The organism is Mycobacterium sp. 050128 (assembly GCF_036409155.1).
GTDB lineage: Bacteria > Actinomycetota > Actinomycetes > Mycobacteriales > Mycobacteriaceae > Mycobacterium.
The window spans coordinates 1-25,394 of the sequence record NZ_JAZGLW010000010.1 but is presented as its reverse complement, the minus strand read 5'-3'; the positions used below and the strand labels follow the sequence as shown (position 1 = coordinate 25,394).

The following is a 25,394-nucleotide window of genomic DNA, read 5'->3' as shown; positions in this document are numbered from 1 at the left end:
CCACAGGGGGCGTTCGTCAACGTTCTGTTTCAGCCTTTTGTATGGCCGCAAGACTCTGAAACAAGCCTGAACAATGACGCTGACACGCTCATGGATGAGTCAAAGTCGTTCGAGGACAACGGAACAGACGTCCAACAGGCGGCGAACCGAGTCCTGGACGGTGGCTCCTGGGTGGGTAAGAGCGCGGACGCGGCTCATGCGGCCTACAACGAGGCGGCAGCGATCAAATTCCACCAGGCCGACGTCAGCCGAGTTGCTTCCGGTCTGATCAAGCGGGCAGCCGCCGACGTCGCGGGGGCCAAAAAGCACATGTTCGAGGAGAACAATCAAGCACATAAAGAGGTCGAGGCGTTTTTGCGAAGCGGGTCAGGTCAATCGCTCGCGCAGGTAGCGGTGATCCTCGGTACGCATCGGACGATGATTCAGGGCTACTCATCCGAATTGCAGGGCTTCGTCACTCAGTACACAACCCAATTCACCAACCACTTCAAGGAGGGCCCCGGAAGCGGCCCCAAAATCCGGGAAGCGGGGAATGGCACTGAGACGGATCAATCGACGGACGGGCCACTAGGTCCGCCAGCTCCAGCCGGCCCGAATGCGTCACCGGTACCTAAGGGAGACGGCCTCGGTACAAAGCCATCGTCCGATGGTCTAGGACCTGGCCCGGGCATGCCGGGCGGCCTTTCAACGGGCCTTTCCACAGATGGCGTACCGCGGCCAAGTCATAATCCGTTGACGTCGTTGTTGGGCGGAGGTTTACCGAATTTGCCGAGTATGCCTGGCGGGGGGTCGGGCGGCGGGCTTTCGATGGGCCCGCTGCAGGGGCTCATGAGCGGGTTCGGGGGTTTTCCTGGGGGGATGTCGCCGCCCGCGGGGCTGAGTGCGTCTGGGTTACAAGGCTCTCCGATGTCGTCGCTGGGGATGGATTTCGGCCGTGGTTTGGCGGCGGGTGCTTCGGCAGCTGGTGCGGTTCCGCCTGTGGCGCAGGGTCCGATGACGTCGTTGGCGGCGCCGATTGAGACTGCTCCGACGTCGGCGGCGCCGGCGGCCGCTCCGGTTGCGGCTACGCCCCAGGCTCCTGCGTCGGCACCGGCACCGGCGCCCGCGCCGGGGGTGCCGGCAGGTGGCATGACTCCGTACGGTTCGGTGCTTCCTCCGCAGAGCGCTTCGGCGGGTGCGCCGGCTGGTTCGGTGCCGGCGGCACCGTCGATTCCGGCCGAGGGTGGGGGTGGGTCGTCAGGGCCCGGGACTGGGTTGATGCCGGTGGCGGGTCGGCGCGAGGGCGCGGCGGTGCGCCGGGATTTGGCTGAGTCGGATTTGGAGCTGGCGAAGATGGCGGTGGCCGAGCTCGCCGGTGCGGCAAGCGTGACCGATCCGGGCTTGGATTGGGCTGTGGCCGTTGGACGTAACACCTCAGGGATGCCGACGTTGTGGGTGGCCACCAACGACGGTGCCGCCTACATTCCGCCGGGGGTGTTTTTGCGGAAGACGATGCCGTTGTCTGCGGGCTTGAATGAGGAGTTTGATGCCCGCTGGTTCGGCTGGGTAAATCCGGCTGATAAGGCGGTGCGGGCCGCGCGGGCGTGCGGGGATAACGTTGGCGCAGTTGCCACGACGTGGGCGTGGCCGTCGGAGTTTTTGGGTGAGCACCCTGCTCCGGAAGTGGCTACCGGTGTGAAACCTGTTGGGTTGGCGGATAATCCGGCAGCAGAGTTGTTGCCGTCGAGGTCGCATCGGCTGCAGACTGTGGATGCGGCGCTGTACGCGGATTTGGTGGCAGCCGATGAGTCGGTGGTGCGCGACTATTGCCGAGAGTTGGTTCGGCAGTTGGCGTTTGGTGTCCCGGGCGAAGACCTGTCGCCGGTTGCTCAGTCGGTGGCGCAGGCGTTGATCGCGCAACGCTGGCCTAAGCCGCAGGAGTGGGTGCTGCTTGGCGAGGAGCATGAAGACGCGTTGGTGATGATGGTGGCGCAGCGGCCTGGATTGAACGGGTTGGAGAATCCCGACCAAACACTCAGCTATACAAGGGAATTCGTTCGCTGCCGCCAGCTCGAGGCGCTGCTGGGCTGGGAGCGGCACGGCGGAGATCTGCTCAACGTCGTGTATGCGGCCTGGGTTGCCGGCATTCGAGCCCCCCTGAAGGACCTAGCACGGACCTGAGAGTGGGCCGATCGGTGTATTAGTGCGCTGAACCCTACTCGGCCTTGCTTTGGCCGTGCTTGGCGCGGCAAGAGACTTGATCACTCAAACGAATTACTCTGAGGCAGAGAGTGATTGGGAGCAGCACAAGCTCGGAGATTTGCAGAATGAGTGTGGGCTCGACGGTGACCAATCCGCCCTGCGAACCGTCGTCGACGCGCCTAAGTCCGCCATCGACCCCACCAAGTGATCTCGGCGAGGACTCAGCTCACGGACGCTGATGCCTCGGAACTCTGCATACGTTGCGCATCCCTAGATTCGGACCATACCGTCGCGATCGTCAGAGCAGAAAAGGCACGGATCGCCGTGTTCACTGCCGTAGTCGGCATAGCCCGAGACGGTTTGAACAACGGTTGCGGCCGTGTGGGTTTCAAGGGACGGTTCGGCGGCTACGGAGTCGTAGGGTCGTAGTGAGGCAACCGAGCGGACTAGCGCACTCGAATGGTCAGGATCGCCAGTAAGGTCGACCGCAGGACGGCCATCCACAAACAATGTGTACATGTCGTGTTCTGGGAAACCGTAATTGAGCCGCAACACCCACCAATGGCCGTCCTGTTGTGCGGCATAAGGGAAGAATTTGTATCCTGTCCGCAACCACTGTGGATGCGCGGTTTCGTCGACTGCGGAAGCAGGTACGGGGGAGGGTCTCTCGCCGCCTGACATACCGCAATCTTATGCCGTCGATGTGACATGACAGTCGGGTAGCCAGACCCTGAGGGACTGAGTTGGTTTGGGTGTCGGACCAAACAACGTGGGGCGCCGTGCGGTTCGGTGAGAAGCAATCGTCAAGGTCGCTCGCTGCTTTTTGGCTACGCAGTTTGTGCGAGCCAGATGGTGCGCTGCCCGCAAGTGGGGTCTGTGACGACGTGGGCTATGACGTCGAAGCCGTTGTCACCGAGGAGTGATTGGTACTCAGAAGGGTCGAGACTGGCGTGGTAGAGAGGTTCGCCCTGGTAGCTGCCGATCTGCTCGCCGGCCGACCCCCCACTGTTGAACAACAGCACTGCGCCAGGTGCCGCGTGTCGCGCGAAGATCGGGAACATGCGTCGCTGATCGGGGGGTGAAAGGTGAAATAGGCTGTCCCAGGCGATGATTCCACTGAATTGGCGGTCGACTGCCAGTGCACGCATGTCGGCGACATCCCACTGGTGGTCCGGGAAGCGCGTCGTGCTCAGCGTGATCATCGCGCTCGATGAATCTACCCCGTGGAGCTGACATCCCTGCTTGATGAGGTACTGGGCGATTGGCACCGCTGTTCCGCAGCCCACATCAAGGATGGCGCGGCGCTGATCCGGGAGGAATACCAGAAAGCGATCGAGCCATGTGCGTTCAACAAGCCGGTCGCCGCGGTCGCACGACCACGTTCCGGCATGACGGTCATACAAGGTGATGACCCGAGCAGCGTCGGGATGCTCCTCAACCACCCCTGCAGTATCACCGCTATAGCGCCGCCGCGGTGGCCGATGGTTCAGTCGGTCGGTTCGGCCTTTGGCACCGCAGAGGCCATCTGAATTGACGACTCCCAACACCGAATAGCTTTTCTTCACAGCGGATTGCCACGTTTTCTTCCATTTTTGTTGAGTGCCTTACCTTCACGCGTGTAACGACTGGTCAATGTCCAAGACCGTAATGAGTGTCCGTGCCGGCGAGGACCGCCGCGATCTGTTCGGTGTAGTGATCCTCGCCTTGGATGAGAGCGGCGACGGCGGCGGAGTCGAGGATCACGGTTGCTCAGACTCCCGTCGCTGTGTCGTATCCGAGGGCCCGTTCGCGTTCGGGTTTGGTGATCGGGGACCGATCGTGCAGCAGTGGCCAGATCTCGGTTCTGAGAACGTCGAGGAGTTGGTCGGCGCGGTTGCCGGTGCGGGATTGGGTGATCTCGAGCTGGGCCCGCAGTGCGTAGCGGATAGCGTCGACGCGGCTCGGGAGGTGAAGGCGTGCGGCGAGCTCGTCGGCGAAGCGGATCACCTCTTCGTCTTTCACATTAAAAGCCATGGGTACGTGCTACCACAGCTGGGATGCGTACTACTTGTCGTCTTTGGCTGGCTTGGGTGTGGCCTGGCTGGTTGGGTCGGGTTAATTTTGTGGGGTGAGTCTTGCGGCGTTTGTGGCTGGGGTGGACCGGTTGCTGAGTCGTGCGCATGATCTGTATCCGTCATGTGGTGCGGGGGCTTCGTTGCCTGCTGCTGGTGGCGGCTCGGTGCCCGCGTCACCAGAGGGAGTGGGCGGGCTGCGGGTCGGTGTGACGCGGGCCGCTGGTTCCTACCAGGAGGCCCGCACGGGTGCTGCGGGTCTGGACCAGGAGTTGCAGCAGGCGGCCGAGCAGGGCGGCACGATCGGTGCGCAGGGCCGGCTCGGGTCGGGGGTGATTCGTGATCAGGCCCGCGCGGTGGCTGCGGCGGCTGGACCGTTGGCTAAATCGCCGGCGGGAGCGCAGCTGATCATGGCCGCGATGAACCAGCACCTGTCCGCGATGCAAGGCCAGCTGCAAACGACGAAAACCGAGTACCAGGCCGTGTCGGCGACGTTGCGGCAGACCGCCGCGGGATACCACACACTGTCGGGCGGCGCCAAAGACTCCCCGCCGGCGGTACCGCTGGATTCGAAGGGTAAGTGGAAGCCGGGAGATAAGCGGCATATGCCGTACGGCGCCGGCGTGGGCGGGTTGGGTCCACCCAATTACCCTGATTCGCCGCCGTGGGTGGATGTTTACGACAGGACGAAAGATCCGGCTCAGGTTCCTCACTATTTCGTGAGATCTGATGAGATTCCGGACTACAAAACGCTTCCGCCGGGGGCGTTGGGGCCGGCGACGGTCGTCGACGAGCACGGCCATCCTGATCCGTATGTCGAGCTGGGCCCGAATTCGGGCGTGTGGGTGCCGCAGTCGGCTTTTCCCGGCGCAAAGTTCTATCCGCCGGCGTGGGCTGGTGATCTGCCGCCGTACGGCTGGGAAGAGTACGTGCCGGGTTCCGGGATTTACCTGTGGCACGGCGAATTGGAGCCAGAACCCTTGCGTCCCTTTGGCCCGTCGGGGCCGCCGACAGTTCCGCAGGGCCATTAATTCGGTGTGCGTGGCTGTGGCCGGGGGGGTTTGCTCGGGTTAATTTTGGTGGGTGAGTGTTGCGGCGTTTGTGGCTGGGGTTGATCGGCTGCTGACTCGTGGTCACGGGTTGTTCCCTGCCGGCGGGGGTGTTGATGGGGGCCAGGTGTTTGCCGCGGGTGGTGGCCAGGGTTCGGTACCGGGCGTGCCTGCTGGCGGGGGCGGTTTGACCGGTGGTGCCGCGGCCGCCGGGGGTGCTTATCAGCGGGCTCACGCGATGGCGACGGGGTTGGATACGAACTCGGGGGAGGCGGTCGACGAGGGTGGTGCGGTGGGCGCGGCGGGGCGCGGCACATCCGGGGTGATTCGTGATCAGGCGCGTGCGGTGGGCGCGGCGGCGGGACCGTTGGCGAAGTCGCCGGCGGGTGCGCAGCTGATCATGGCGACGATGGATCAGCATCTGTCGGCGATGCAGCGTCAACTGGATCAGACTGTGGCGCAAAACCGGTTGTTGGCGTTGCGGTTACGGCAGCTGGCCGCGGGGTATCGCGGGATGGGGTCAGCGGGGATGGGTGGGATGCCACTCTCGGGGCTGGGCGGCCTCATGTCCGGCGCCGGCGGCGGCGGAGGCCTCAGCAGCTTAAGCGGCCTGAGCGGGTTGGGCAGTCTGCCAGGAAGTTTGAGCCGTCTGACCGGATCCGTGCATGGCGCGCGAGGAGCGCGCAGCGATGAAGCGGTCCCGCGAGGCGATGCGGGGACCCCGCTAGGCGGGCTGACGCTGGACTCCTCTCCGCGCGAGGTGGCGACGGCGATCATCCACGAGGCCCAGCGACGCGGTTACTCGCCACACCAAACAATTGCGATCTTGGCGGACGCGATGCAGGAAAGTGGGCTGCGCCCTCGGGCTGTGAGTCCTAATGGGTTGTGGAAGAGCATTTTTCAGCAAGATGCGAGCTACCCGGGCCGGAATAATCCGAACACAGCGATCTCGGGGTTTTTTGATCGACTCGCGCATCACGGTGGGCCGTCGTCGCCGGATATCTGGAAGTCGATCTTCTGGCTACAACAGCGGCCGGGTGAGCCTTCGGCCGAGGCGGCAGTAGCCCACGGCCGCAGAGGCTATCTCACCGAGATCCAGAGCCAGCTGCCGAAGGCCACTGCCTTGTATCGCAGCATCGCGGGCATGTGGTGATGATGTGCGGGTTCTCAAGGCGCCGAGCGGTCCTCGCGCACCCCGAAATAGCACCACCTTCTGAAGCAAAGCGGTCCAAGCTTTAAATATCGTGTGGCGCCGTCCCTTTGAGGAATCCGAGGGCGTCGAGGTCCTCCCATAGCCAGCGGATGGCCAGTCGGGTGGCGGGCGTGCGGTGGAAGACGTGCATGCGTCCGTGGGTGCTGGTGAAGGAACGTGCGAACGGTTCGTGGGCCGGGTTGGCTTCGATGTAGCGGCGGAATGCGGTGTAGAGCCGGGTTTTGTCCTTGGTCATTTCATCGGAGCGGCCCGTATCGTTGATGGTCAACGAGATCCGGTTGTGGGCCGGGTCGATGTCGCTGCTGGTGGGGCCCAGTGGCCGGAATAGCCACGAGAATCTGGGTTCGTGTGGGCCGAACAAGTCGTAGATGCTCCGCTCGCGGTCCGGGGAGTAGAACATGGTGCCGAAGAATTCGGCGGGCATGAGCCCGCGAACCCCCAGGGTGCGGTCGAAGTGGGGCGTCACCCAGGTGCTGAGCTCGAGGTAGCAGCGCATCGCAGCGTCAATGACAGCGACCGCATACCGGTACATCGTCTCGGTGGTGTAGCCACCGGACCGATGCGCGGGTGAGGGTTGAATGTCGGCAGCAGGGTAGAGGCGCTCGATGTCCAGGTTGCCGGTGAAGCCGGGCGGGGCGGCATACATGGCCTTCATGGCGGCGTTGTAGACGCGTTCCTCCTCGGACGCAATGCCATGGTGTTGGCGGGCGATTTCAAGAGCGCGAGCCGTGAAGCTGTGTGTGAGGTCTGAAGCCAGGAGATCGCGGGTGAGCTCCCAAATGCCGTTAATGGCGGTGGGGGGCTTGAAGCCGTTTTCAATGTAGCTGCGCTGCGGCTTGCCGGGGCCGAACACGCTGACGTCCTCGACGACGGTGGTTAGTGGCTGGTCGGGGATCTGAAAGCGAGGAAGCCAAGATACCGTCATGCCGTGGTTACCGATGCCGACTGCAACGGCGACGTCGTCGAAGCTGGCCCCGAATGTGCGGGTGGGCCAAAAACAGTCGGCGAGTGGGCCTAGTCCGTGCAGCCAGGCTTGCGTAGCGGTGCGAATACGGCCCCCGACCTCTTCCCAGTCACCCTGACCGATATCGGGGAATGCGCGGGTCAGGCTGCCGGCACGGGTTTCGTCGACGACCCAGGAAGCGGCGCCAGGATTCCAGCCGGCCAGCGCCGCCATCACGGTGTCGGCTCGGGTGGGGTTAGCTGTGGCCGCAATGATAGCGAGCACGTATCGCCAGCGGTTGAACGTATCCATCGAGACGAGGACCTCGTCCATGCCCACGATGTTGTCGATAATCGCCTGGGCGGCGAACCATTGCTCGAAGGTGGCCAAGGCGAACGCGCATTTGCGGCCTTCCGTGACGACGAATGGTGAGGCGCGGATCATCGCGGCGATGTCTGCGGAGGCGATGCTGGTGGGGTCGATCGCGCCGCCAGTGCGGATCGTTTCAACTGCGAGAGCACGCAATTCAGCAAACAGGTCGTATTTCTCGCGTGAGACGACATCGGCGACGACGCGATCAACGATCTCGGGTAGTCCTGTCGCGCCATCGGTTGCGGTGAGGTGCTGGGCGGTGAGCAGCGCGAAAAGCGGTCGAGCAACGGCGGTTTGGAGCTGCGGCCCCAGGTGGGGGATGGTGGCACTGGCTACGGCCGTCATGAGCCGGCCCGCCTCCTGGTTCGACAGAAGTGGGGCCCGGATGAGGATATCGTCATTGACCAGCTCGGGGGCGCGCGTGGTGAGCAAGATCCGCGATGCGGGCCATTTCTTGACGAACTCGCCGGCTTGACGCGTCAAGGCGGCGGCCTTATTGATGCGTTCGTCCAGGCCGTCGATGACGGCGTCGACTCCGTGCCGCGAAAGCGCGGGCAACCCGACTTCAGTGAGAACGTGGGGCTCGAGCGCGGCGGCGAGATCGTCGATACTGATCCACAGCGGGATCGCGGCCGCGGCGTCCTTGCGTGCGGCGGCGATGTTGGACCGGTACCACTCCTCGGCTATGTCTGACTTACCGGATCCCAGCGGCCCATACAGGATTCGCAGCTGGCCAGGCCCGAGGCGTTGCAGCTGATCGGGAACGTGTGCGCGGTGAGTAAGGCTGCGCTGTACCTGGACATCAGTCAGGCCAGCGCCTCGGCGCCGGTGTACACAGCGTTCATCGGAGACCGCCAGGGCCAGCGCGAGATACTCGCCACGGTCATGGGTTTCGAACGGTGTCGCGGGATGCGCCGGGGTCGGCGGCCTGTCGAAGGTCGGTGCCTCGCCTACCGGTGGTGCGGTGTGTTTGGGTGCATTGAAGAGTGCTCGCAGCAGATCGTCGATGCCCGCACGGGTCAGTTCGGCCACAGAGAATCTGTTTAGCCGATAGAGGTCTTCGGGTACGACATCTGTTGGCACACCGGGCAATAACACGAGCAGTGTCTTGTGCTGGAATTCGGTCTGATTCTTCCCGAAGATGCCCTTGAGGGTGTCGGCTTCGGCGACTGCGCCCGCGCCGACCGTCGGGGCATTGGCGCCTTGCCACCGCTGCTTCCACGCCTCGCTGAGGACAATGATCACAAACTGGCTGGTGAGGGCCTTGTCTTGCCCCCAGCGTGTCCAGTCGATTGAGGTTTCGGTGAGATGCCAAAGATCCAGGTCGGCGTCGACTCCGAAGGTTCGCAGTAGTTGGGCGAATTGTTTGACTGCCTGCTCCCACTGCGCGGCCTGGTCGTGTTTCCAGTCGATATTGGTGTGAGCCCAGCTGACCAGTGCCGTTGGGGCGGTTGGGGTTTCGCCTGATTCGGTTGCTTGCGCTGATGACGTCAAGGCTACCGATCCGGAGTCGCCAGAATCTTGAAGAGCATGTTGTTCACATCAGTGAGGCACTGGACATCGGCGCGTTCGTGAAATGCGGCGAGCCGTGTCTTGCGCAGGCTCGTGATGAATCCGGGAGCGGCCCAAGTGTCGTTGCCGATGGGCACCCCGAAGCCGGCGGCCGGTTCACCGGTGAATACGGGAACGACGATAATCGTTGGTTCAGAGGAGATTTCGTTATAAAACGTCGATGACAGGACGAGGACAGAGCGGCCGTCATCGAGGCGCCAGACCTCGCCGCGGCGTGGGATCATCGGCGCGGCAACGCCTCATCGAGGTTTTCGTCAGCCCACGTTTCCGCGAACGTGACTGCTTCGGGGTTGTTCGACATCCACTCGCCATGGGCTGCGCAGCGGCGCCTCATGTCCTCCACGTCAACCAACGCTTCGATCCAGGCGTTCATCGACTGCCGGTCGACCTCGGCGTACCGCTTGACCACGTCATATTGGTCATCAGACAGACGGAGCGTAATCGTCTTTGCCATCGCATGATGATAGCGTACATTGCTAGCATCGCGTGGCTTCAGGCACGCAGAAAGCGAAGGCTGACGTGGTAAGCCTTTCCGATCCGCTCAAGGAGCTGCTCGCCGAGTTCGCGCGTATGGTTTATCCGCTGAAACGGGAGAACGTTTCGTTGGTGCCGGGCCAGAAGACCCCGTTACTGATGTTCGGCTACATTAATTTCGCCAAGTGGAACGACGAGCTGGGCCGGCTAATTGCCGGTGACGACGCCCTCGCGAAACTGTTTCCACCAAACGGCAGCACTAAGGACCGGTTTGTGTACCGCTCTGTCGGCGGTACCGGCCCGGTGTCGGCGCCTAATGTGGCCGGCACAATATGCGAAGCGGCCTGGCTGGCCTGGCAACAGAGATGTAATCCGCCACCGACAATGGACGAATTCGTTGCGGAGGTCTGCGAAACGCTCGATCGCTTGCGGAGGGCCGCCGTGGGCGAGACGGTCACCATGCCCGTCAAAGTCGGCCTCGCCGGGGTCAAACTGCCCGCGACCCGAAGCGAGATCGTACTGCCGTGGTGTCGTATTAGGCCCGCCGATGAGCGGGACGCCGACGCGATGGCCTATCTCAAGGACGCCGGCGAACTTCAGACGACCGACGCCAGCGGCAACACCGTTTCGGTCAGCTATGGCGGCGACCTGGTGGCCGAATTCGACCTACCCTATACGATCCGCACGGCGGATCTGCACATCTTCGGGGCGGGACAAGCAGGACGGGATCCTTGGCCAACTCGACTCGACGCACCCGCCGACGAACGCCGCGCCACGATCAAACCGGTCGACTGCATACGGGCGGGCTTCACTTTGGCCGGCATCGTGATCAACGGCAGCCTGGCCGCGACCTGGCGATGCGAAGTGGACCCGCTAGAAGGATTCGGGTGCAACATCGGTTGGTCGGACAGCCACAGATCGCGGATCTTCCCCCATCAGCTGTCCGAAGATGAAGTCGACCGCTGGACGGAATGGATGGAGCGATCATGGAAATTCTATGACCACATCCCGATAGCGATCACACGACTTCTGCGCGCGGTATCTGAGATCAAGCCTCGCCCCGAGGATACCCTGATCGATGCAATCATCGTGTGGGAGAACGTCTTCGGCACTCCACAAGAATCCACGATGCGAATCACATTTTCGATGGCCCGCATACTCGCGCAAACACCAGAGGAGCGTCGCGACCGCTGGAGCGATTTCAAATCAATCTACACTCTGCGCAGCGACATCGTGCACGGCAACGACAAATCCGAAAAGATATCCCCCGCCAAGCTGTACGACGCAGCGAACCGCGCTGTTCCGATCTCCGTCGAGCTACTCCGTACGGTAATGGCATCGCACCCAAACCTGTTGACCAACCACAAGAATGGCGCCGAAAGAAGCTCCGCAGTTCTTCTCAGCTAAGACGACAGCTCGTGCTAACAGCACAGCAACGATATCGCCGATTCACACGTTTGACCTCCGAGCGCTGACCGTCGCTCCACCGGGCGAGTGGCGGCACCGTACGGTTTTATAGGATCCGCCACCAAGATGAGAAGGCCGCCGCCAACACCTTGGTGAGAATACCGGGAAAGCGCAGGCAGAGTCGCCGTCAGCAGCTGCGATGAATGGAAACACCGAGGTGATGGGAAGTTTCCGTGCGTGGCTGTGGCCGGGGGGGTTTGCTCGGGTTAATTTTGGTGGGTGAGTGTTGCGGCGTTTGTGGCTGGGGTTGATCGGCTGCTGACTCGTGGTCACGGGTTGTTCCCTGCCGGCGGGGGTGTTGATGGGGGCCAGGTGTTTGCCGCGGGTGGTGGCCAGGGTTCGGTACCGGGCGTGCCTGCTGGCGGGGGCGGTTTGACCGGTGGTGCCGCGGCCGCCGGGGGTGCTTATCAGCGGGCTCACGCGATGGCGACGGGGTTGGATACGAACTCGGGGGAGGCGGTCGACGAGGGTGGTGCGGTGGGCGCGGCGGGGCGCGGCACATCCGGGGTGATTCGTGATCAGGCGCGTGCGGTGGGCGCGGCGGCGGGACCGTTGGCGAAGTCGCCGGCGGGTGCGCAGCTGATCATGGCGACGATGGATCAGCATCTGTCGGCGATGCAGCGTCAACTGGATCAGACTGTGGCGCAAAACCGGTTGTTGGCGTTGCGGTTACGGCAGCTGGCCGCGGGGTATCGCGGGATGGGGTCAGCGGGGATGGGTGGGATGCCACTCTCGGGGCTGGGCGGCCTCATGTCCGGCGCCGGCGGCGGCGGAGGCCTCAGCAGCATCGCGTCTGGGATACCCGCGTCATTGATGGGCAGCCTGACCCGCGGCGGAGCCGGGGGCGGGGAATCGGGGCGCGAGTCTTCGGCGGCGATGTTCGGCGGGGATGGCCAGGGCAGCGGGACAGCGCTGCGGGCGGTGCAGTACGCCGAGACGAAGTTGGGGGACCCGTATGTGTGGGGTGCGGTGGGGCCGCGCACGTACGATTGCTCGGGCCTGGTCATGGATGCCTACCGGCACGCTGGGGTGCAGTTGCCGCGTATGACCTACGACATGATTCACCGGGGTGTCGCGGTGGACCGCGCTGATGTGCGGGCGGGCGATCTGGTGTTTTCGAATTTCTCAAGCCGGGGCCCGGAGCATGTGCAGCTCGCGGTGTCGTCGACGAGAGTAATCGAAGCGCCAACCCCGGGCGGTCATGTGCAGTATTCGGGCTTCCCGCATGGCCGGGTAGTGGTGAAACGAATTGTTGGGCAATGAGTTTCGGACTTACGGGGATGACACGGGTGACCAGGGACGGGCGGGGTGTGTGACGGTGATTGAACCTGGAGCGGATAAGGCCGACGAGTCGCGGTGGCGGGGCCGCGGTTTGGGGCTTTCGACACGGGTGCAGGTCTCAGGACACAACTTTTTTGCCCGCCGGGCGGTGTTGGCGATGACGCGGCGGCGGGTTCGGATGGAGGCTGAGCCCGGCCGACGTCAGTCGATGGCGCTGTTGGCGGGCGTGACGATCACCGCGGTGCTGTGTTTGGGGGCCTTGTTTTGGTCGTTCGTGCGGCCGGCGGGCTCGGCAGGACAGGCGCGGATTTTGGCGGATCAGGATTCGGGTGCGCTGTATGTGCGGGTGCGCGAAAAGCTGTATCCAGCGCTGAATTTGTCCTCGGCGCGGTTGATCGTCGGGGAGGCGTCGGCGCCGGTTCGGGTGCGGCGCAGCGAGATTGAGGCACACCCGCGGGGGCCGCTGGTCGGTATTGCGGGTGCGCCGCAGGATATGTCGGTGACGTCACCGGGCCGCTCGTCGTGGCTGGTGTGCGATGAGATCACCAAAGCGTTCGGTTCGGCAGCGCCAGAACCTGTGACGGTGACAGTGATTGATGGCCAGCCGGATCTGGGTCCGCGCCGCCACGTGCTGGGCACTGACGATGCGATGGTCCGCCGCTATGGAGATGCGGTGTGGTTGATCCGCGATGGCCGGCGCTCGTTGATTAATCAGGGCGCCCGGGCGGTGCTGTTGGCGTTGGGTTTGGGCGAGGACGCCGTGTCGGGGTCGCGACCGATGAGCCGGGCGTTGTTCGATGCCATTCCGGTGGGACCGGAGTTGTCGGTGCCGGTGATTCCGGGTGCGGGTTTAGCGGCGCGGTTCGTTGGGGCGCCGGGCCCGATCGGGACGGTGGTGTCGACTCCTCAGGTTGGCGGTCAGACGGCCTACTCGGTGGTGTTGACCGATGGCGTGCAGCCGGTGTCGCCGGTGGTGGCTCAGGTGCTGCAAAACGCCGGTCCTGCCGGCGCGGTGATGCCGGTGGTGGCCGGGCCGGTGTTGGCCAAATTGCCGGTGGTGCAGACGCTGGACTTGTCGGCGTTCCCGCCGGCGCCACCGCATGTGGTGGACAGCCAGCTCAACGCGGCCGCTTGCTGGCATTGGGAGAAAGTGAGTGGGGAGTCGATGGCGACCACGTCGGTGATCGTCGGCCCGAGCATCCCGGTGGCTGAGGCCCAGGTGGACAAGGTGGTGGACTTGGTGAAAACCCCGGGCACCCAGATGCAGGCCGACCGCGTCTATTTCGGCCCCGATTACGCTAATTATGTTGTCTCCACGGGTAATTCGCCGTCGGCGAGCACCGTGGAGGCGTTGTGGTGGATCTCGGAATCCGGTGTGCGCTTTGGGGTTCCGCGTGAGGAGGACACCATGAACGCATTGGGTTTGAAGAAACATTCCCCCAATCCGGCGCCGTGGCTGGCTTTGCGGCTACTTGCCGCCGGGCCGGCGCTGTCGCGCGCTGATGCGCTGGTGCGCCATAACGCGCTGCCGGTCGACGCCAACCCGGCCGAACTGGAGGTCCCGAAGTCATGAAGCATGGGTTTGCCCGCAAGGAGACCGCTGAGGCGCCGTCGTTTCGGCCCGAGACCATTGAGCTGCCGACACCGCTGAAAGTGCCGCCGCCGCAAAGCAAACCGCTGTGGTCGGTGGTGCTGATCGTGGGCTTGATGGGTTTGGTGGGGGCGATGGTTTGGGTGTCGTTCGCCAGCGGCGCCCGCTCGTTCACCGGGGCGGGCTCGTTATTTCCCATCGTGATGGTGGGTGGCCTGATGGCGATGCTGTTCGGTGGTCGTGGTGGCTCGCAGGAGATGTCACGCTCGAAACTCGATGCGCTGCGGGCACGCTTTTGCATGATTATGGACGAACTGCGGGGAACCACGTCGGAGTTGGCTGACCGGTTGGATGAGAACTACCGCTGGTATCACCCTGCACCGCTGACGCTGGAAGCCAGCGTGGGCAGTGTGCGGATGTGGGAGCGCAAGCCCAACGGTTCTGATGCCTGGTTCGGGGTCGCCCGCGTGGGGGTGGGCATGACCGATTTGGTGGAGTCGCATGCCGCGGTGTTCGCCGAGCCGCAGGATGCGCCGACCGATATTGAGCTCGAGCCGGTGACCGGCAAGGTTCTGCAGGAGTTCATGCAGTACCAGACGGTGGCGTATGGGGTGCCGGCGTTGGTGTCGCTGATGGTGGAGCCCGGCTATGAGCTGCGCGGCCCGCGTGAGCGGGTGCTGGCGTTGATGCGCGCGATCCTGTGTCAGTTGATGTTTTTCCACGGCCCCGATCATCTGCGGCTGGTGGTGGTGACTTCCGATGCCGCGGAATGGGATTGGGTGAAGTGGCTGCCGCACGCCGGCGATACGGCCCTCGAGGATGGCGCCGGCCCGGTGCGCATGGTGTATGGGTCGGTCAACGATTTTCTCGACGCGCAGGCGGACGCGAAGTCGTTGCGGGGGCGCGGGGACTTCCGGGCTCGCCTGGGAGCGTCGAAAGACCCGATCAATCCGCTGCCGCACACGGTGATCGTGTGCGATACCGAGGTGGGTTGGGATCGTTTCGGAAGTTCCGAAGGGGTCAACGGGTTGACGTTTTTCGACGTGCGCGGCTGCAGCCGGGTTCCGGCGTGCGGTGATCCGCGCCGGGTGTTGCACGTCGGTGACAACGGGGTGATCTCGGCTGTGCCGCGCGACCCGGTGACGTGGGATGCCCAGGGTAACGAGCCACAATTTTTCGCCTACGCCGATCAGGTCGGCCGCGATGCGGCCGAGACGTTCGCCGAGCGGATGTCGCGGTGGCGGCTGGCCGAGGCTTACGAGGCGATCGCAATCGACTCCGGGCAGCAGGTCATGGCCCGAGATATTCTGTCTTACTACGGCATTGAGGATGCGGCCCATATTGATTTCGAGAGGTTGTGGGCCCCACGCAGCGACATCAACTCCTTGGAGCGGTTGAAGGTGCCGCTGGGTAACCGGATCGACAACAACGAGCTGTTTTTCATCGACCTTAAACAAGATGCGGATGGCGGCCAGGGCCCGCATGGGGTGATGGCGGGCACGACGGGCTCAGGTAAGACGATGATGCTGCGCGCGTTGATTGAGTCGCTGATTTTGGGGCACCCGCCGCAAAACCTGCAGTTCATGTTGGCCGACCTCAAGGGCGGTTCCGGTGTTCGGCCGTTTGCCGGGGTGCCGCACGTTGCGCAGATCATCACTGACTTGGAAGAGGACCAGGGTTTGATGGGCCGCTTCGTCGATGCGCTCGACGGTGAGATCGCCCGGCGTAAAGCTTTGTGTGATCTGGCGGGCGCTGATGATGCAGGCGTATACAACAAGATTCGTGCCGATCAGCTGGCGGCGGGGGTCGCTGAGGTGTTGCCGGCGCTGCCGGTGTTGGTGGTGGTTATTGACGAGTTCGCCGAGCTATTCAAGTTGATGGGTCAAGAGATCCAGGACTCGTTGGACAAGATTTGCCGTCAGGGTCGCGCGTATTGGGTTCATTTGCTTATGGCTAGCCAGCAGATCGAGACTCGCGCGGAGAGGCTGCTGGAGAACATGGGGTACCGGATGGCCCTGCAGACCAAAACGTCACACTCGGCCATGGCGATCGGTGTGCCGAATGCGGTAAACCTCAAGGGTTCTGGGCAGTGCTATTTCCTTGAGGGCAGCCCTCAAAATGGCAACTTGACGAAGTTTCAAGGCGAGTTTTTGTGGCGCGAGTACCGCAAGCCGGGTACAGAGGACCTCGATGACGGGCCGCAAGTAAGCGGGATGTCGGCGAGTTACTTTGCGCCGCAACTGTTTACCACTGATTTCACTCCGCTTCCGCTGTCGGATGAGTCCGATGGCGCCGCGGTGGCCGACGATGTGGTTGACGACGTCGACGAGCAGATTGTGGAGCAAGCGGACAGCGAGGATGTCACGGCGCTGATGCGTCCACAGGTGGGCCCCATCATCATCGACCAGTTGCGCCGGATCGACTTCGAGCCTTACCAGTTGTGGAAGCCTCCGCTGGATGCGCCGTGGAGTATCGAGAAATTGGTCAACACGCATCTGGGAAGGCGCTGGGACAGCGACTATGCCGATACCGCCAATCTGGTGTTTCCAATTGGCTTGGTGGACCGGCCGTTTAAGCATGACCAGCATCCGTTGACAGTTGACGTGTCGGGGTCGGGGGCTAACGTGGCGATCATCGGCGCTCAGGGGTCGGGCAAGACGACGGCGCTGCAGGACTTGATTTGCGCGGCCGCCATGACACACACCCCCGAGCAGGTGCAGTTTTATTGCTTGGCGTTTTCGTCTGCGGCGCTGGGCAGCGTCGCGGGATTGCCGCATGTCGGTGGGGTGGCGATGTCGCTGGATGGCGACGGCGTGCGCCGCACCGTCGCCGAGATGTCGGAGCTTTTGGCCTCGCGTAAGCGCAGTTTCGAGCAGACCGGCGTGATGTCGATGGAGGTGTTTCGCCGCCGCAAATCCGGTCGGGAATCGGGCCCGCTGCCCGATGACGGTTACGGCGACGTGTTCTTGGTGATCGACAACTATGCGGCGGCGGCCGGTGAATATCCGGAACTGGTCGAAAACCGGGTGAACCGGGTGATCAAGGAAGGGCCGACGTTCGGGATTCACGTGGTCGTCGGGCTCACCAAGATCTCGGACCTGCAGGTGACGGTGCGCGGCAACTTCGGAGCTCGGGTGGAGCTGCGCCTCGCTGATGTCAACGACGCCGCACTGGTCAAGTCGCGCCTGGCCGCGGCGGTTCCTTCGGCGCGACCAGGTCGGGGGATGATCGGACAGAACTATGAGCGCGCGGGCGTCGAGCCGGTGGGGTTGCACACTTTAATGGCGCGCCCGGCGCTGGAGTCCACCGATGCTGACGTGTTCGACTCACGCAGCGTGGCCGCGGCTGTGGGCCCGCTGGCCAGCGGGTTCACTCCTGCGCGCAAGGTGCGCCGCCTGCCCCAACGGGTGTCGGCGGCCGAGCTGGCCGCGCTGGCGGCCGCGGATGGCCGTACGGCCTCGACGATGGTGTGGGCGCTCAATGAGACCGAGCGTCCGGCGTTCTTCGACGGTCAGCATCTGATGGTCACGGGACAACCCAAGTGTGGTCGGACCACGACGTGTGCGACGTTGATGCGCGAGATCGCGCGCGTCTACGCCCCGGGCGCCGAGGCGTCAGCAGGGCAGCAGGCGGGCCGACCCGCTGCGCAGGTGTGGCTGATTGATCCTCGCCGTCAGCTGCTCAATGTGCTCGGGCCTTCGTATGTGCATCGGTTCGCCTCGACGCCCGCGGCTGTCAAGCAGCGCATGGATGAGTTGGCCCAGTTCCTGGCGCCGCGGCTGCCCAGCGACGATGTGTCGGTCGATCAGGTCGGCCAGCGGCGCTGGGAGGGCCCGGAGATTTTCTTGATCATCGACGATGCCGAGCGCCTTCCGTTGGGTTATGACTCTCCACTGGGCTCGATCGCCCCGTTTGTGCAGGCGGGTTCTGATGTGGGGTTGCACATCATCTACACCCGGCAGTTCGGGTCATTCATGTCGGGGATGGGGGACCCGATCCTCAAGCCGCTTCGCGATGCTCGCGAGCCGATGTTGGTCATGGACTCTGACCCCGATCAAGGTTTCGTGAGGGAGAAATGGAAGGGCCATTCGATGCCGAGAGGCCGGGGATTCTTGATGGATACGGGCGTTTCGGGCGAATCGAGAATGTACGTCCAAGTGGCCGAGGCTGAGGTCGGATAGATCGGCGATGGGCGACGCATAAGTTCGTGTATGGCGATACAATTTTTTGATCAGGCCGGCTAAATAGTCCGGTCAGGGGATTGCGGGAGGGTTCTATGTTTGTCGAGGCATTGCCTGCGGGGATTGATGCGGCCACATCAGGGTTGGCCGGACTCGGGTCGATGGTAGCGGCGGGTAACGCTGCCGGCGCTACGCCGACGCTGGGTGTGGTGCCGCCCGCGCCGGAGCCGGCTTCGGTGCTGTTGGCCGCGGCGTTCGGAACGCACGCCGGGGTGTATCAGGTGACTCAGGCGATCGGGTCGGTGGTGCACGAGATGTTCGTCTCGACCATGGGCATCAGCTCGGCTGACTATGCCGCGACTGAGGCGCTCAACGCCATCGCGATGGTTTAACCCCCGGGTTGCCAGCACCTAGCCATGCCTGATTACGAGGTTCCGCCGGAGATCAACTCAGGCCGGATGTATGCCGGCCTGGGTTCGTCGTCTTTGATGGCGTCGGCGGCGGCCTGGCAGGCACTGTCGGTGCAGCTCGGTTCGGCGGGCGGGGCTTTTCAGGCGGTTATCGAGGCGCTGACCAGCACGGCGTGGATGGGTCCGTCGTCGGTGACGATGGCGTTGGCGGCGGCCCCCTACGTGGTGTGGATGATCGCCACGGCCGAGCAATGCCAGGCCGCGGCGGCGGCGGCGGCCGCGGCGGCGGCCGCGTTTGAGGCCGCCCGGGCCGGGGTGGTGCCCCCGCCGGTGATCGCCGAGAACAGGGCCCAGCTGGCGGCGCTGGTTGCGACCAACGTCATGGGCTTTAACACTCCGGCGATCATGGCCAACGAGGCACATTACGGGCAGATGTGGGCTCAAGACACCACGACGATGTATGGCTTCGCCGGTGAGGCCTCGGGGATTACCGGCACGCTGATTCCTTTCACCCCGCCGGTGCCGAACTCCGATCCGATCGGGCTGGCAGCTCAAGCGGCCGCATTGGGGCAATCGGGCGGCCAGGCGGCCGGACAGCAACCGATGAATTTCGCGAGCAGCGCCGGTTTGCCCGCGGGTTTGGACGGCCAGACGATGCTGTCGATGGGCCCGCAGTTAGTGAGCACCATTCCTCAAGCGCTGCAAGGGCTTTCATCGCCGTTGAGCAGTGGCCTGGGGGGCGGCGGTCTGGGCCAGTTCCAGTCACTGCTGAGCCCGTTCATGAGTTTCATGAATCCTGGCATGTTCGGGGCCGGCGGGACGTCGGCGGCAACCGGTGCCGGCGGGCCCGGGCTTGCGGGGCTGGGCGGGGCAGCCTCGGAAGTGGAGGCCATGGCCGGGCGGGCGGGGTCGCTGGGCGGCTTATCGGTGCCGGCGACCTGGACGGCGGGGGCCGGCAGCGCGGAATCGGCGAGCACCGTACGGGCGGTCGCACCGGTGGGCGCCTCGGGCGGGGGCCTGTCTTCGGCAGCCGCACCGGCCACCGCCGGGGGGTCCGGGATGTATGGGGGGACTCCGATGGCCGCGGGGATGCATGGCCGCGGCACCGACAGTGACGGCAGCCCGCGCTATGGAAAACCGGTCAAAGTAGTGCGCCGCCACTAGCGCAACTTAAGCGGCGACGATGCAGGAAAAAATTTCGCATAAATAGCTTTGTCCGACCGTTGCCCGGCGTGAGATCAGGCCAATAGACTGATCACACAGCAACGCTGAAATAAAATCATCTGTGCTTTAAGGAGAGCTTATTATGGCCACCCGTTTTATGACCGACCCGCACGCGATGCGTGACATGGCGGGCCGTTTTGAGATGCACGCCCAAACCGTTGAGGACGAAGCCCGCAAGATGTGGGCCTCCTCGCAGAACATCGCCGGGGCCGGCTGGAGCGGCCAGGCCCAGGCGACCTCCTACGACACCATGGGCCAGACCAACCAGGCCTTCCGCAACATCGTCAACATGCTGCACGGAGTGCGCGACGGACTGATCCGCGACGCCAACAACTACGAGCAGCAAGAGCAGGCCTCTCAACAGATCCTGGGCAGTTAGCCGCCGGGTCCCTACCAACTCGTAATCCAAGGAGACGTGAATTATGTCGATCAACTACCAGTTCGGTGATGTCGATGCCCACGGCGCTCTCATCCGCGCTCAGGCTGCTTCCCTGGAGGCCGAGCACCAAGCGATCGTTCGCGACGTGCTTGCCGCCGGGGATTTCTGGGGCGGCGCCGGGTCGGTGGCCTGCCAGGAATTCATCACCCAGTTGGGCCGCAATTTTCAGGTGATCTACGAGCAGGCCAACCAGCACGGGCAGAAGGTCCAGACCGCCGGCTCCAACATGAACAGCACCGACAGCGCCGTCGGATCTTCGTGGGCCTAGCCCGCACTGTTCACAGGCAACGACGTGGCGGCATCGGGCATGGTGCCGCCACGTTTGCGTTCAACGACCAGGAAGCCTTTCGATGACGATCGCTGACACACCCCCCACCAGCCCTGCGTCCGACATCACCGTCAACCTGGAGGGGTTGTGGCTGCTGCAGGCCATGCTGGGCATTTCCCAGCTCGCCCCCGAGCTGCGTGGGCGCCCCTACGGCCAGCCTCAAAGCACCGAGTGGCTGATCGCACACCCGGGCCTGGCGGTGTTGGTTGACCAGGGGATTGCCGATGAGGGCGCGGTGGTGCGTTCGGATATCGCCGCGCGGATGGCCGTGTTGGCCAATCCTGATGTGGAGATTGTTGTGTTGGTGTCGCACGGGGCGATGACCGTGGTGACACCGGTGGTGATGGATGATCCGAGCACGTGGCGTGCGATACCGGATGAGCAGCTGCGCATTGTGTTGGCCCGGCGCGACGGGCGCTGGGCGTCAGCGGTGCGCGCCGGGTCCTACATCACCATCGACGACTGCCGTGGAACCGATCAGGAATGGGTGGAACGGCTGATCGTCGAAGCGCTGGACTCGGTGCACCGGGTCGAGCCGGCCCGTATCAGCGCGGTCAACGTTCCCCTCGATGACCTGCGCACCGCGATCAATCTGCATGCGCAGGCCGGCTCGGACGCGGCCAAGATGGCCGCGCTGCGCTCGCTGGGGTTGCGTGGTGGTGCGCTCGCTGAGCTGGGGGCGGCGTTAGAGGATCCACAAGCCGAGGCGTTGGCCTATGCGCGTGCACATGTCGATACCGAGACGGTGTGGAGCCAGACGGTGCTGAACTTGCGCGACACCGGCTCGGGGCGGGTGGCGCTGTATCGGCTCAATCCGCCGCCGGGTAGCCAGCAGGAGTGGTTGGCCATCGCCGCGGCCACCCCTGGCCAACTGCATCAGGGGTTGACGACCGTCTTCGACAGCGTCGGGGTCCGGGCTTGGGCGAGTCACGAGCGAATGGCCTGAGAAAAAGCGGTACATCCGTGCCAGCAAACTTTCTCGATAAATACCTGGCGGGCGTGGTATAGCGAGAATTCTGGACCTAGGATCTGAAGTAGTAAACGCCATCCATTTGGGGGACGAGTAATGACGGACAATTCCGACTTCGTGTCGCGCTACCTGTCGCCGGAAAACACCGAGCAGCACCGCGAGCAGGTCGCGCCCGCAGACGAGCGCACCGAGGAGGTGTCGTTGTCGGATCTGCGGGTACCCGAGCCCGCCGCGCCGCAAGCACCTCAGGTGCCGACACCGCAGCTGCCTTCCCCGCCGGTGGGCAAGTACGAGTTCGCCCCACCGCCGGCGCCGGGGAGCGCTCCGCAGGGCACGTGGCCGCCGACCGCTGACACCGCGCCACCGGTCGCGGGTGGCACTGAAGGCGGCCACGTTGGGCCCGCGCCGGTGCCGGCGCGACACCCCAACGCTGTGCCGTGGTCGCGGGCGGGCGGTACCGACTTTTCGCCGGCCAGCGGCCCGATCAGGCAGCAACCAGGCGCCATCCCGCCGCGGCCGCAGTTTGACCCACGCCCGCAGACACCGGCCCCCGCGCAGCGGTGGGCGCCGCCACGCGTCGACCCGTCGGAACGGTGGGCGCCGCGCGCGGACCTTCAGAGCGCCGGGTCGGTACACACCCGACACGTGGAAGTCGAGGAAGTCGTCAAGCGGCGCCGTGAGCCGGCCGAAATCGGTTGGCGTAAAGCGATTTACGTATGCACGGGCGGTTTGGTCAATCCGGGTGCCGGGCCTCGTGAGCGCCAATTGCGTGACTGGAAGGCGCAGGTGACGTCCAACATTCCCGGCAATTACCAAATCACGGCGGTGTCGATCAAAGGTGGTGTCGGCAAGACTCGGGTGACCGCCGGTGTGGGCACCACATTCGCCGATGAGCGCAAACAACCGGTGATCGCGATCGACGCCGATGCGACCTACGGGAGTCTGGGTCACTTCGTTGACCCGAAGGCGCAGTACTCAATTCGGGATTTTCTTGCCGCCAAAGATGCGGTTGTCGACTATCCCAAGGCGCGTCATTTCACCGGGCAAAACAAGCAGCGTCTCGAGGTGTTGGCGGGCAACCAAAACGTCGCTAACCCGATGGATCTCGATGCGGCAACGGTTTTCGAGACTGTCGCCCTGACGCGCCGCTTTTACCAACTGTCGTTGGTCGATTGCGGCAACGCCGTCGAAACCGAGTTCTTCAAGGCGGTGCTGTCAGTCTCGGATGCGTTGATGATCATCGGCTCCTGTGATGCCGAGGGCGCCAAGGGGATTGAAAAGACGGTGAACTGGCTGGCGGCCCGCAACGGGCACGAGCTGCTGAAGCGGTCGGTGATTGTGCTGAACAAGGCCGGCACGCCTGCGGGTAAGGGGGTCGTCGCCCATGTCATGGAGCGGCTGGGGCCGCGGGTGCGCTCGGTGAAAACGATCCCGTGGGATCCGCATCTGCGCGAGGCCGCCACGCTGGACTTCGCGGCGCTGCACAAGCGGACCCGGCTGGCGTTTTTGGAGCTGGCGGCCGAGTTGGCCGAAGGGTTCCCCAGTGCGGGGGCGCTGAGCGCGTGACGATCGAGCGGCAGCGCGACAACCCCGTGATCGCCGCGGCCGGGCCCGCGCTGCCCGACCGGGTCCTGGTGGCGGTCATCGCCGGCGTTACGAAGATTGGGGTGGTGTTGGATGCCACCGCGGCGGTGTCGGCCCAGTTGGCGGCGCTGGTGGACTTGGTGAATACCCGCCTGGCTGAGCTGCAGGAGCCGGTGTTGACAGCTGGCGCTCGGGGTCGTTGGACGTTGTGCTGGGTCGATGGCAGCCCGCTCAAACCGGGGCTGTCGCTGGCCGCCCAGGGGGTCAGCGACGGCACCCGGCTGTGGCTGCGGTTCGCCTCGGACACCGAGGCGCGTATCAACGTCGTCGAGCATGTGACCTCGGCGGTGGCCGCCGAGCTCAGTAAACGCTGGCCGGCCGTGACACCGGTGTGGGCGGCCCGCGTGGGAGCCGCCATGGTGGTCGGCGGTGTGTTGGCCGCGACCGCGGTGCTGAGCCGGTGGCGTTACGGGCATCTGGGCTGGGCGCCGGCCGCCTATTGCGGGGGTCTGGCGACCGTGCTGCTCACGGCGGCGGTGATCATTTTCACGCGCCGCGGCAGTGTGGTGTCGCGCGGTCTGGGTGACACGTTGCTGTTGACCGGATGCGCACCGGCGGCGGTGGCGGCCGCGGCGCTAGTGCCTGGGCCGGTGGGCGCTCCGCACGCCGCGCTGGGTTTGGCGACGTTGCTTGTCGCGGCGGTTCTGGTGGTGCGATTCACGGGCCGCCATATCGCGTTGGGCACGGCGGTGATCGTCACCGCGGCCGCCGGCATGGTGGTCGGGTTGGTGCGGATGCTGCTGGTGACCTCAGCGCCGATCCTGTTGGCGGTGCTGCTGCTGGTCGCGGTGATCGGGATGCATGTGGCACCTACGGTGGCGCGCTGGGCCGCCGGGATCCGGTTGCCGGTGTTCCCGTCGGCGTCGGGGCGCTGGATTTTTGAGGCGCGCCCCGATTTACCGGCAGATCATGCGGTCGCCAGCGGGCAGGTCGCCACGTTCGCCGGGCCCGAATCGGTGCGCGAGGTGACCGTCGCCACCGACCGCGCCCACTCCTACCTGACCGGGTTGTTGGTCGCCACAACGAGTTTGGCGGCGGTGTGCAGTGTGGGGTTGTGCGATCCGCACACGTCGCGGCGCTGGTTGCCGCTGATCTTGGCGGGCCTGGTGGCGGGCGCAATGTTGCTGCGGGGCCGCTCGTTCACCGATCGCTGGCAGGCAACGATTCTGGCGTTGGCCGCAGTCACGCTGGTGATCGCGGTGGCCGGGCGTTACGTGCTGGGATTGTGGACGATGCCTGCACTGCTGGTGGGGGCGTCGGTGATGGTGGGGGTCCCGGTGGCCGGGCTGGTGGCCGGCGTGGTGGTACCCAACCATTTCTACACTCCGACGTTTCGCAAAGTGGTGGAGTGGATCGAGTATGTGTGTTTGACCGGCATTTTCCCATTGGCGTTTTGGCTGATGGGTGTGTTGGCCGCGATCCGGTACCGGTAGCAGGAGTGGTTCGGTGAGTCGTGCACAAAAGGTCTGTGCGGCGGTATCGGCTGTCGCAGTGGTGGGGTTGACCGGGTTGTGGGGCGCCTCGCCCGCCGGGGCCGTCGAGCCGCCCCGGATTGATGTGGGCGCAACCCCCCCGGACGGGCCGCCGGGCCCGGATCAGCCGATGCGCCAGGGCGCGTTTTGCACCAAGGTGGGCACCTTGACGGGCACCGACTACCGGGTGCAGCCGCACTACTTGGACATGCTTGATTTGGCTGAGGCGTGGCGGTTTGGCCGCGGCGCCGGGCAGAAGGTCGCCGTGATCGACACGGGGGTCAGTCCGCATCCGCGGCTGACCGATCTTGTCGGCGGCGGTGACTATGTGGTGGCCGGTGGGGATGGTCTGGGCGACTGTGACGCGCACGGAACGATCGTGGCGTCACTGATCGCTGCACAGCCGGCTGACGGCAAGACGCCGCTGCCCCCACCGCGGGCGTGTCAGATGGTTTGTGTGAGGGGATGTGCTCCTGACTGAAAGCCGAGACACTGATGACCGTGGTGGATAAGAAGCTTGACCGTGAGGAAC

General features: G+C 64.5%; 21 protein-coding genes and 1 pseudogene. 15 read left to right on the top strand and 7 right to left on the bottom strand.

Going from position 1 to position 25,394, the window contains the following annotated elements; translation table 11 throughout:
• Positions 1-722 precede the first annotated feature (722 nt).
• On the bottom strand, positions 723-1,442 hold the full coding sequence (locus SKC41_RS30540; RefSeq protein WP_330981426.1) for a hypothetical protein: 720 nt from the start codon (positions 1,440-1,442) through the stop codon (positions 723-725).
• Here SKC41_RS30540 and SKC41_RS30535 point away from each other — a divergent pair.
• Positions 1,435-2,160 (top strand): chemotaxis protein, encoded by a 726-nt coding sequence (locus SKC41_RS30535; protein ID WP_330981425.1) that lies wholly within the window; start codon positions 1,435-1,437, stop codon positions 2,158-2,160. The two genes, SKC41_RS30540 and SKC41_RS30535, sit on opposite strands and share 8 nt — an antisense overlap.
• A gap of 291 nt (positions 2,161-2,451) precedes the next feature.
• Here SKC41_RS30535 and SKC41_RS30530 read toward each other — a convergent pair whose 3' ends face one another.
• The 3 genes from SKC41_RS30530 to SKC41_RS30520 form a co-directional block, all read right to left on the bottom strand.
• Positions 2,452-2,862, bottom strand: coding sequence for a hypothetical protein (locus SKC41_RS30530; protein WP_330981424.1), 411 nt, complete (start codon positions 2,860-2,862; stop codon positions 2,452-2,454).
• A gap of 146 nt (positions 2,863-3,008) precedes the next feature.
• Positions 3,009-3,746: a class I SAM-dependent DNA methyltransferase gene (locus SKC41_RS30525; RefSeq protein ID WP_330981423.1), complete on the bottom strand. Its 738-nt coding sequence runs from the start codon at positions 3,744-3,746 to the stop codon at positions 3,009-3,011.
• A gap of 184 nt (positions 3,747-3,930) precedes the next feature.
• Positions 3,931-4,194 carry a type II toxin-antitoxin system VapB family antitoxin gene (locus SKC41_RS30520; protein WP_330981422.1) on the bottom strand — a complete coding sequence of 88 codons (264 nt, stop codon included), beginning with the start codon at positions 4,192-4,194 and terminating at the stop codon, positions 3,931-3,933.
• 205 nt (positions 4,195-4,399) lie between these two features.
• Between SKC41_RS30520 and SKC41_RS30515 the strand changes: the two genes are divergently transcribed.
• Together SKC41_RS30515 and SKC41_RS30510 are read left to right on the top strand one after the other, a co-directional pair.
• Positions 4,400-5,263 carry a hypothetical protein gene (locus SKC41_RS30515; protein WP_330981421.1) on the top strand — a complete coding sequence of 288 codons (864 nt, stop codon included), beginning with the start codon at positions 4,400-4,402 and terminating at the stop codon, positions 5,261-5,263.
• A 52-nt stretch (positions 5,264-5,315) separates the two neighbouring features.
• Positions 5,316-6,434: a hypothetical protein gene (locus SKC41_RS30510; RefSeq protein WP_330981420.1), complete on the top strand. Its 1,119-nt coding sequence runs from the start codon at positions 5,316-5,318 to the stop codon at positions 6,432-6,434.
• 82 nt (positions 6,435-6,516) lie between these two features.
• Here the strand turns inward: SKC41_RS30510 and SKC41_RS30505 are convergent, their stop codons facing one another.
• Genes SKC41_RS30505 through SKC41_RS30495 form a run of 3 tightly spaced genes read right to left on the bottom strand, consistent with a single transcriptional unit; the run spans position 6,517 to position 9,835 of the window.
• Entirely contained in the window at positions 6,517-9,303 is a 2,787-nt protein-coding gene (locus SKC41_RS30505; protein WP_330981419.1) for an SEFIR domain-containing protein, read from the bottom strand.
• Positions 9,304-9,305: 2 nt separating this feature from the next.
• Entirely contained in the window at positions 9,306-9,605 is a 300-nt protein-coding gene (locus SKC41_RS30500; protein WP_330981418.1) for a type II toxin-antitoxin system PemK/MazF family toxin, read from the bottom strand.
• A complete protein-coding gene (locus tag SKC41_RS30495; RefSeq protein WP_330981417.1) occupies positions 9,602-9,835 on the bottom strand; it encodes a hypothetical protein in 234 nt (77 codons plus the stop codon). The genes SKC41_RS30500 and SKC41_RS30495 overlap by 4 nt, the downstream gene beginning before the upstream one ends.
• A 32-nt stretch (positions 9,836-9,867) precedes the next feature.
• Here SKC41_RS30495 and SKC41_RS30490 point away from each other — a divergent pair, with 32 nt between their 5' ends.
• The 12 genes and pseudogenes from SKC41_RS30490 to SKC41_RS30435 all read left to right on the top strand — a co-directional run.
• Positions 9,868-11,262: a hypothetical protein gene (locus SKC41_RS30490; protein WP_330981416.1), complete on the top strand. Its 1,395-nt coding sequence runs from the start codon at positions 9,868-9,870 to the stop codon at positions 11,260-11,262.
• A gap of 279 nt (positions 11,263-11,541) precedes the next feature.
• Complete coding sequence (locus tag SKC41_RS30485; protein ID WP_330981415.1) at positions 11,542-12,585, top strand: C40 family peptidase; 1,044 nt, start codon at positions 11,542-11,544, stop codon at positions 12,583-12,585.
• A gap of 49 nt (positions 12,586-12,634) precedes the next feature.
• The gene (gene eccB, locus SKC41_RS30480) at positions 12,635-14,176 is read left to right on the top strand and encodes a type VII secretion protein EccB (protein WP_330981414.1); all 1,542 of its coding nucleotides are present in this window, start codon (positions 12,635-12,637) and stop codon (positions 14,174-14,176) included.
• The gene (eccCa, locus tag SKC41_RS30475) at positions 14,173-18,375 is read left to right on the top strand and encodes a type VII secretion protein EccCa (protein WP_330981413.1); all 4,203 of its coding nucleotides are present in this window, start codon (positions 14,173-14,175) and stop codon (positions 18,373-18,375) included. Before eccB ends, eccCa begins: the two co-directional genes overlap by 4 nt.
• Before the next feature lie 95 nt (positions 18,376-18,470).
• Positions 18,471-18,767 carry a PE family protein gene (locus SKC41_RS30470; protein WP_330981412.1) on the top strand — a complete coding sequence of 99 codons (297 nt, stop codon included), beginning with the start codon at positions 18,471-18,473 and terminating at the stop codon, positions 18,765-18,767.
• A gap of 24 nt (positions 18,768-18,791) precedes the next feature.
• Positions 18,792-19,949 (top strand): PPE family protein, encoded by a 1,158-nt coding sequence (locus SKC41_RS30465; protein WP_330981411.1) that lies wholly within the window; start codon positions 18,792-18,794, stop codon positions 19,947-19,949.
• Positions 19,950-20,091: 142 nt separating this feature from the next.
• On the top strand, positions 20,092-20,388 hold the full coding sequence (locus SKC41_RS30460) for a WXG100 family type VII secretion target (protein ID WP_330981410.1): 297 nt from the start codon (positions 20,092-20,094) through the stop codon (positions 20,386-20,388).
• Positions 20,389-20,431: 43 nt separating this feature from the next.
• Positions 20,432-20,716, top strand: coding sequence for a WXG100 family type VII secretion target (locus tag SKC41_RS30455; protein ID WP_330981409.1), 285 nt, complete (start codon positions 20,432-20,434; stop codon positions 20,714-20,716).
• Between the two features lie 82 nt (positions 20,717-20,798).
• Complete coding sequence (locus SKC41_RS30450; protein WP_330981408.1) at positions 20,799-21,722, top strand: ESX secretion-associated protein EspG; 924 nt, start codon at positions 20,799-20,801, stop codon at positions 21,720-21,722.
• A gap of 120 nt (positions 21,723-21,842) precedes the next feature.
• On the top strand, positions 21,843-23,312 hold the full coding sequence (locus SKC41_RS30445; RefSeq protein ID WP_330981407.1) for a MinD/ParA family ATP-binding protein: 1,470 nt from the start codon (positions 21,843-21,845) through the stop codon (positions 23,310-23,312).
• Complete coding sequence (gene eccD, locus SKC41_RS30440) at positions 23,309-24,823, top strand: type VII secretion integral membrane protein EccD (protein ID WP_330981406.1); 1,515 nt, start codon at positions 23,309-23,311, stop codon at positions 24,821-24,823. The genes SKC41_RS30445 and eccD overlap by 4 nt, the downstream gene beginning before the upstream one ends.
• Positions 24,795-25,292: pseudogene (locus tag SKC41_RS30435) on the top strand (S8 family serine peptidase); the annotation flags it as partial. The gene eccD and the pseudogene SKC41_RS30435, both read left to right, overlap by 29 nt.
• Between the last annotated feature and the right edge of the window lie 102 nt (positions 25,293-25,394).

Bases quoted from the DNA above. Each gene is read 5' to 3' on its own strand.
- SKC41_RS30530 (WP_330981424.1), bottom strand. From the start codon at position 2,862: ATGTCAGGCGGCGAGAGACCCTCCCCCGTACCTGCTTCCGCAGTCGAC.
- SKC41_RS30520 (WP_330981422.1), bottom strand. From the start codon at position 4,194: ATGGCTTTTAATGTGAAAGACGAAGAGGTGATCCGCTTCGCCGACGAG.
- SKC41_RS30500 (WP_330981418.1), bottom strand. From the start codon at position 9,605: ATGATCCCACGCCGCGGCGAGGTCTGGCGCCTCGATGACGGCCGCTCT.
- SKC41_RS30495 (WP_330981417.1), bottom strand. From the start codon at position 9,835: ATGGCAAAGACGATTACGCTCCGTCTGTCTGATGACCAATATGACGTG.
- eccCa (WP_330981413.1), top strand. From the start codon at position 14,173: ATGAAGCATGGGTTTGCCCGCAAGGAGACCGCTGAGGCGCCGTCGTTT.
- SKC41_RS30470 (WP_330981412.1), top strand. From the start codon at position 18,471: ATGTTTGTCGAGGCATTGCCTGCGGGGATTGATGCGGCCACATCAGGG.
- SKC41_RS30465 (WP_330981411.1), top strand. From the start codon at position 18,792: ATGCCTGATTACGAGGTTCCGCCGGAGATCAACTCAGGCCGGATGTAT.
- SKC41_RS30460 (WP_330981410.1), top strand. From the start codon at position 20,092: ATGGCCACCCGTTTTATGACCGACCCGCACGCGATGCGTGACATGGCG.
- SKC41_RS30455 (WP_330981409.1), top strand. From the start codon at position 20,432: ATGTCGATCAACTACCAGTTCGGTGATGTCGATGCCCACGGCGCTCTC.
- SKC41_RS30450 (WP_330981408.1), top strand. From the start codon at position 20,799: ATGACGATCGCTGACACACCCCCCACCAGCCCTGCGTCCGACATCACC.
- SKC41_RS30445 (WP_330981407.1), top strand. From the start codon at position 21,843: ATGACGGACAATTCCGACTTCGTGTCGCGCTACCTGTCGCCGGAAAAC.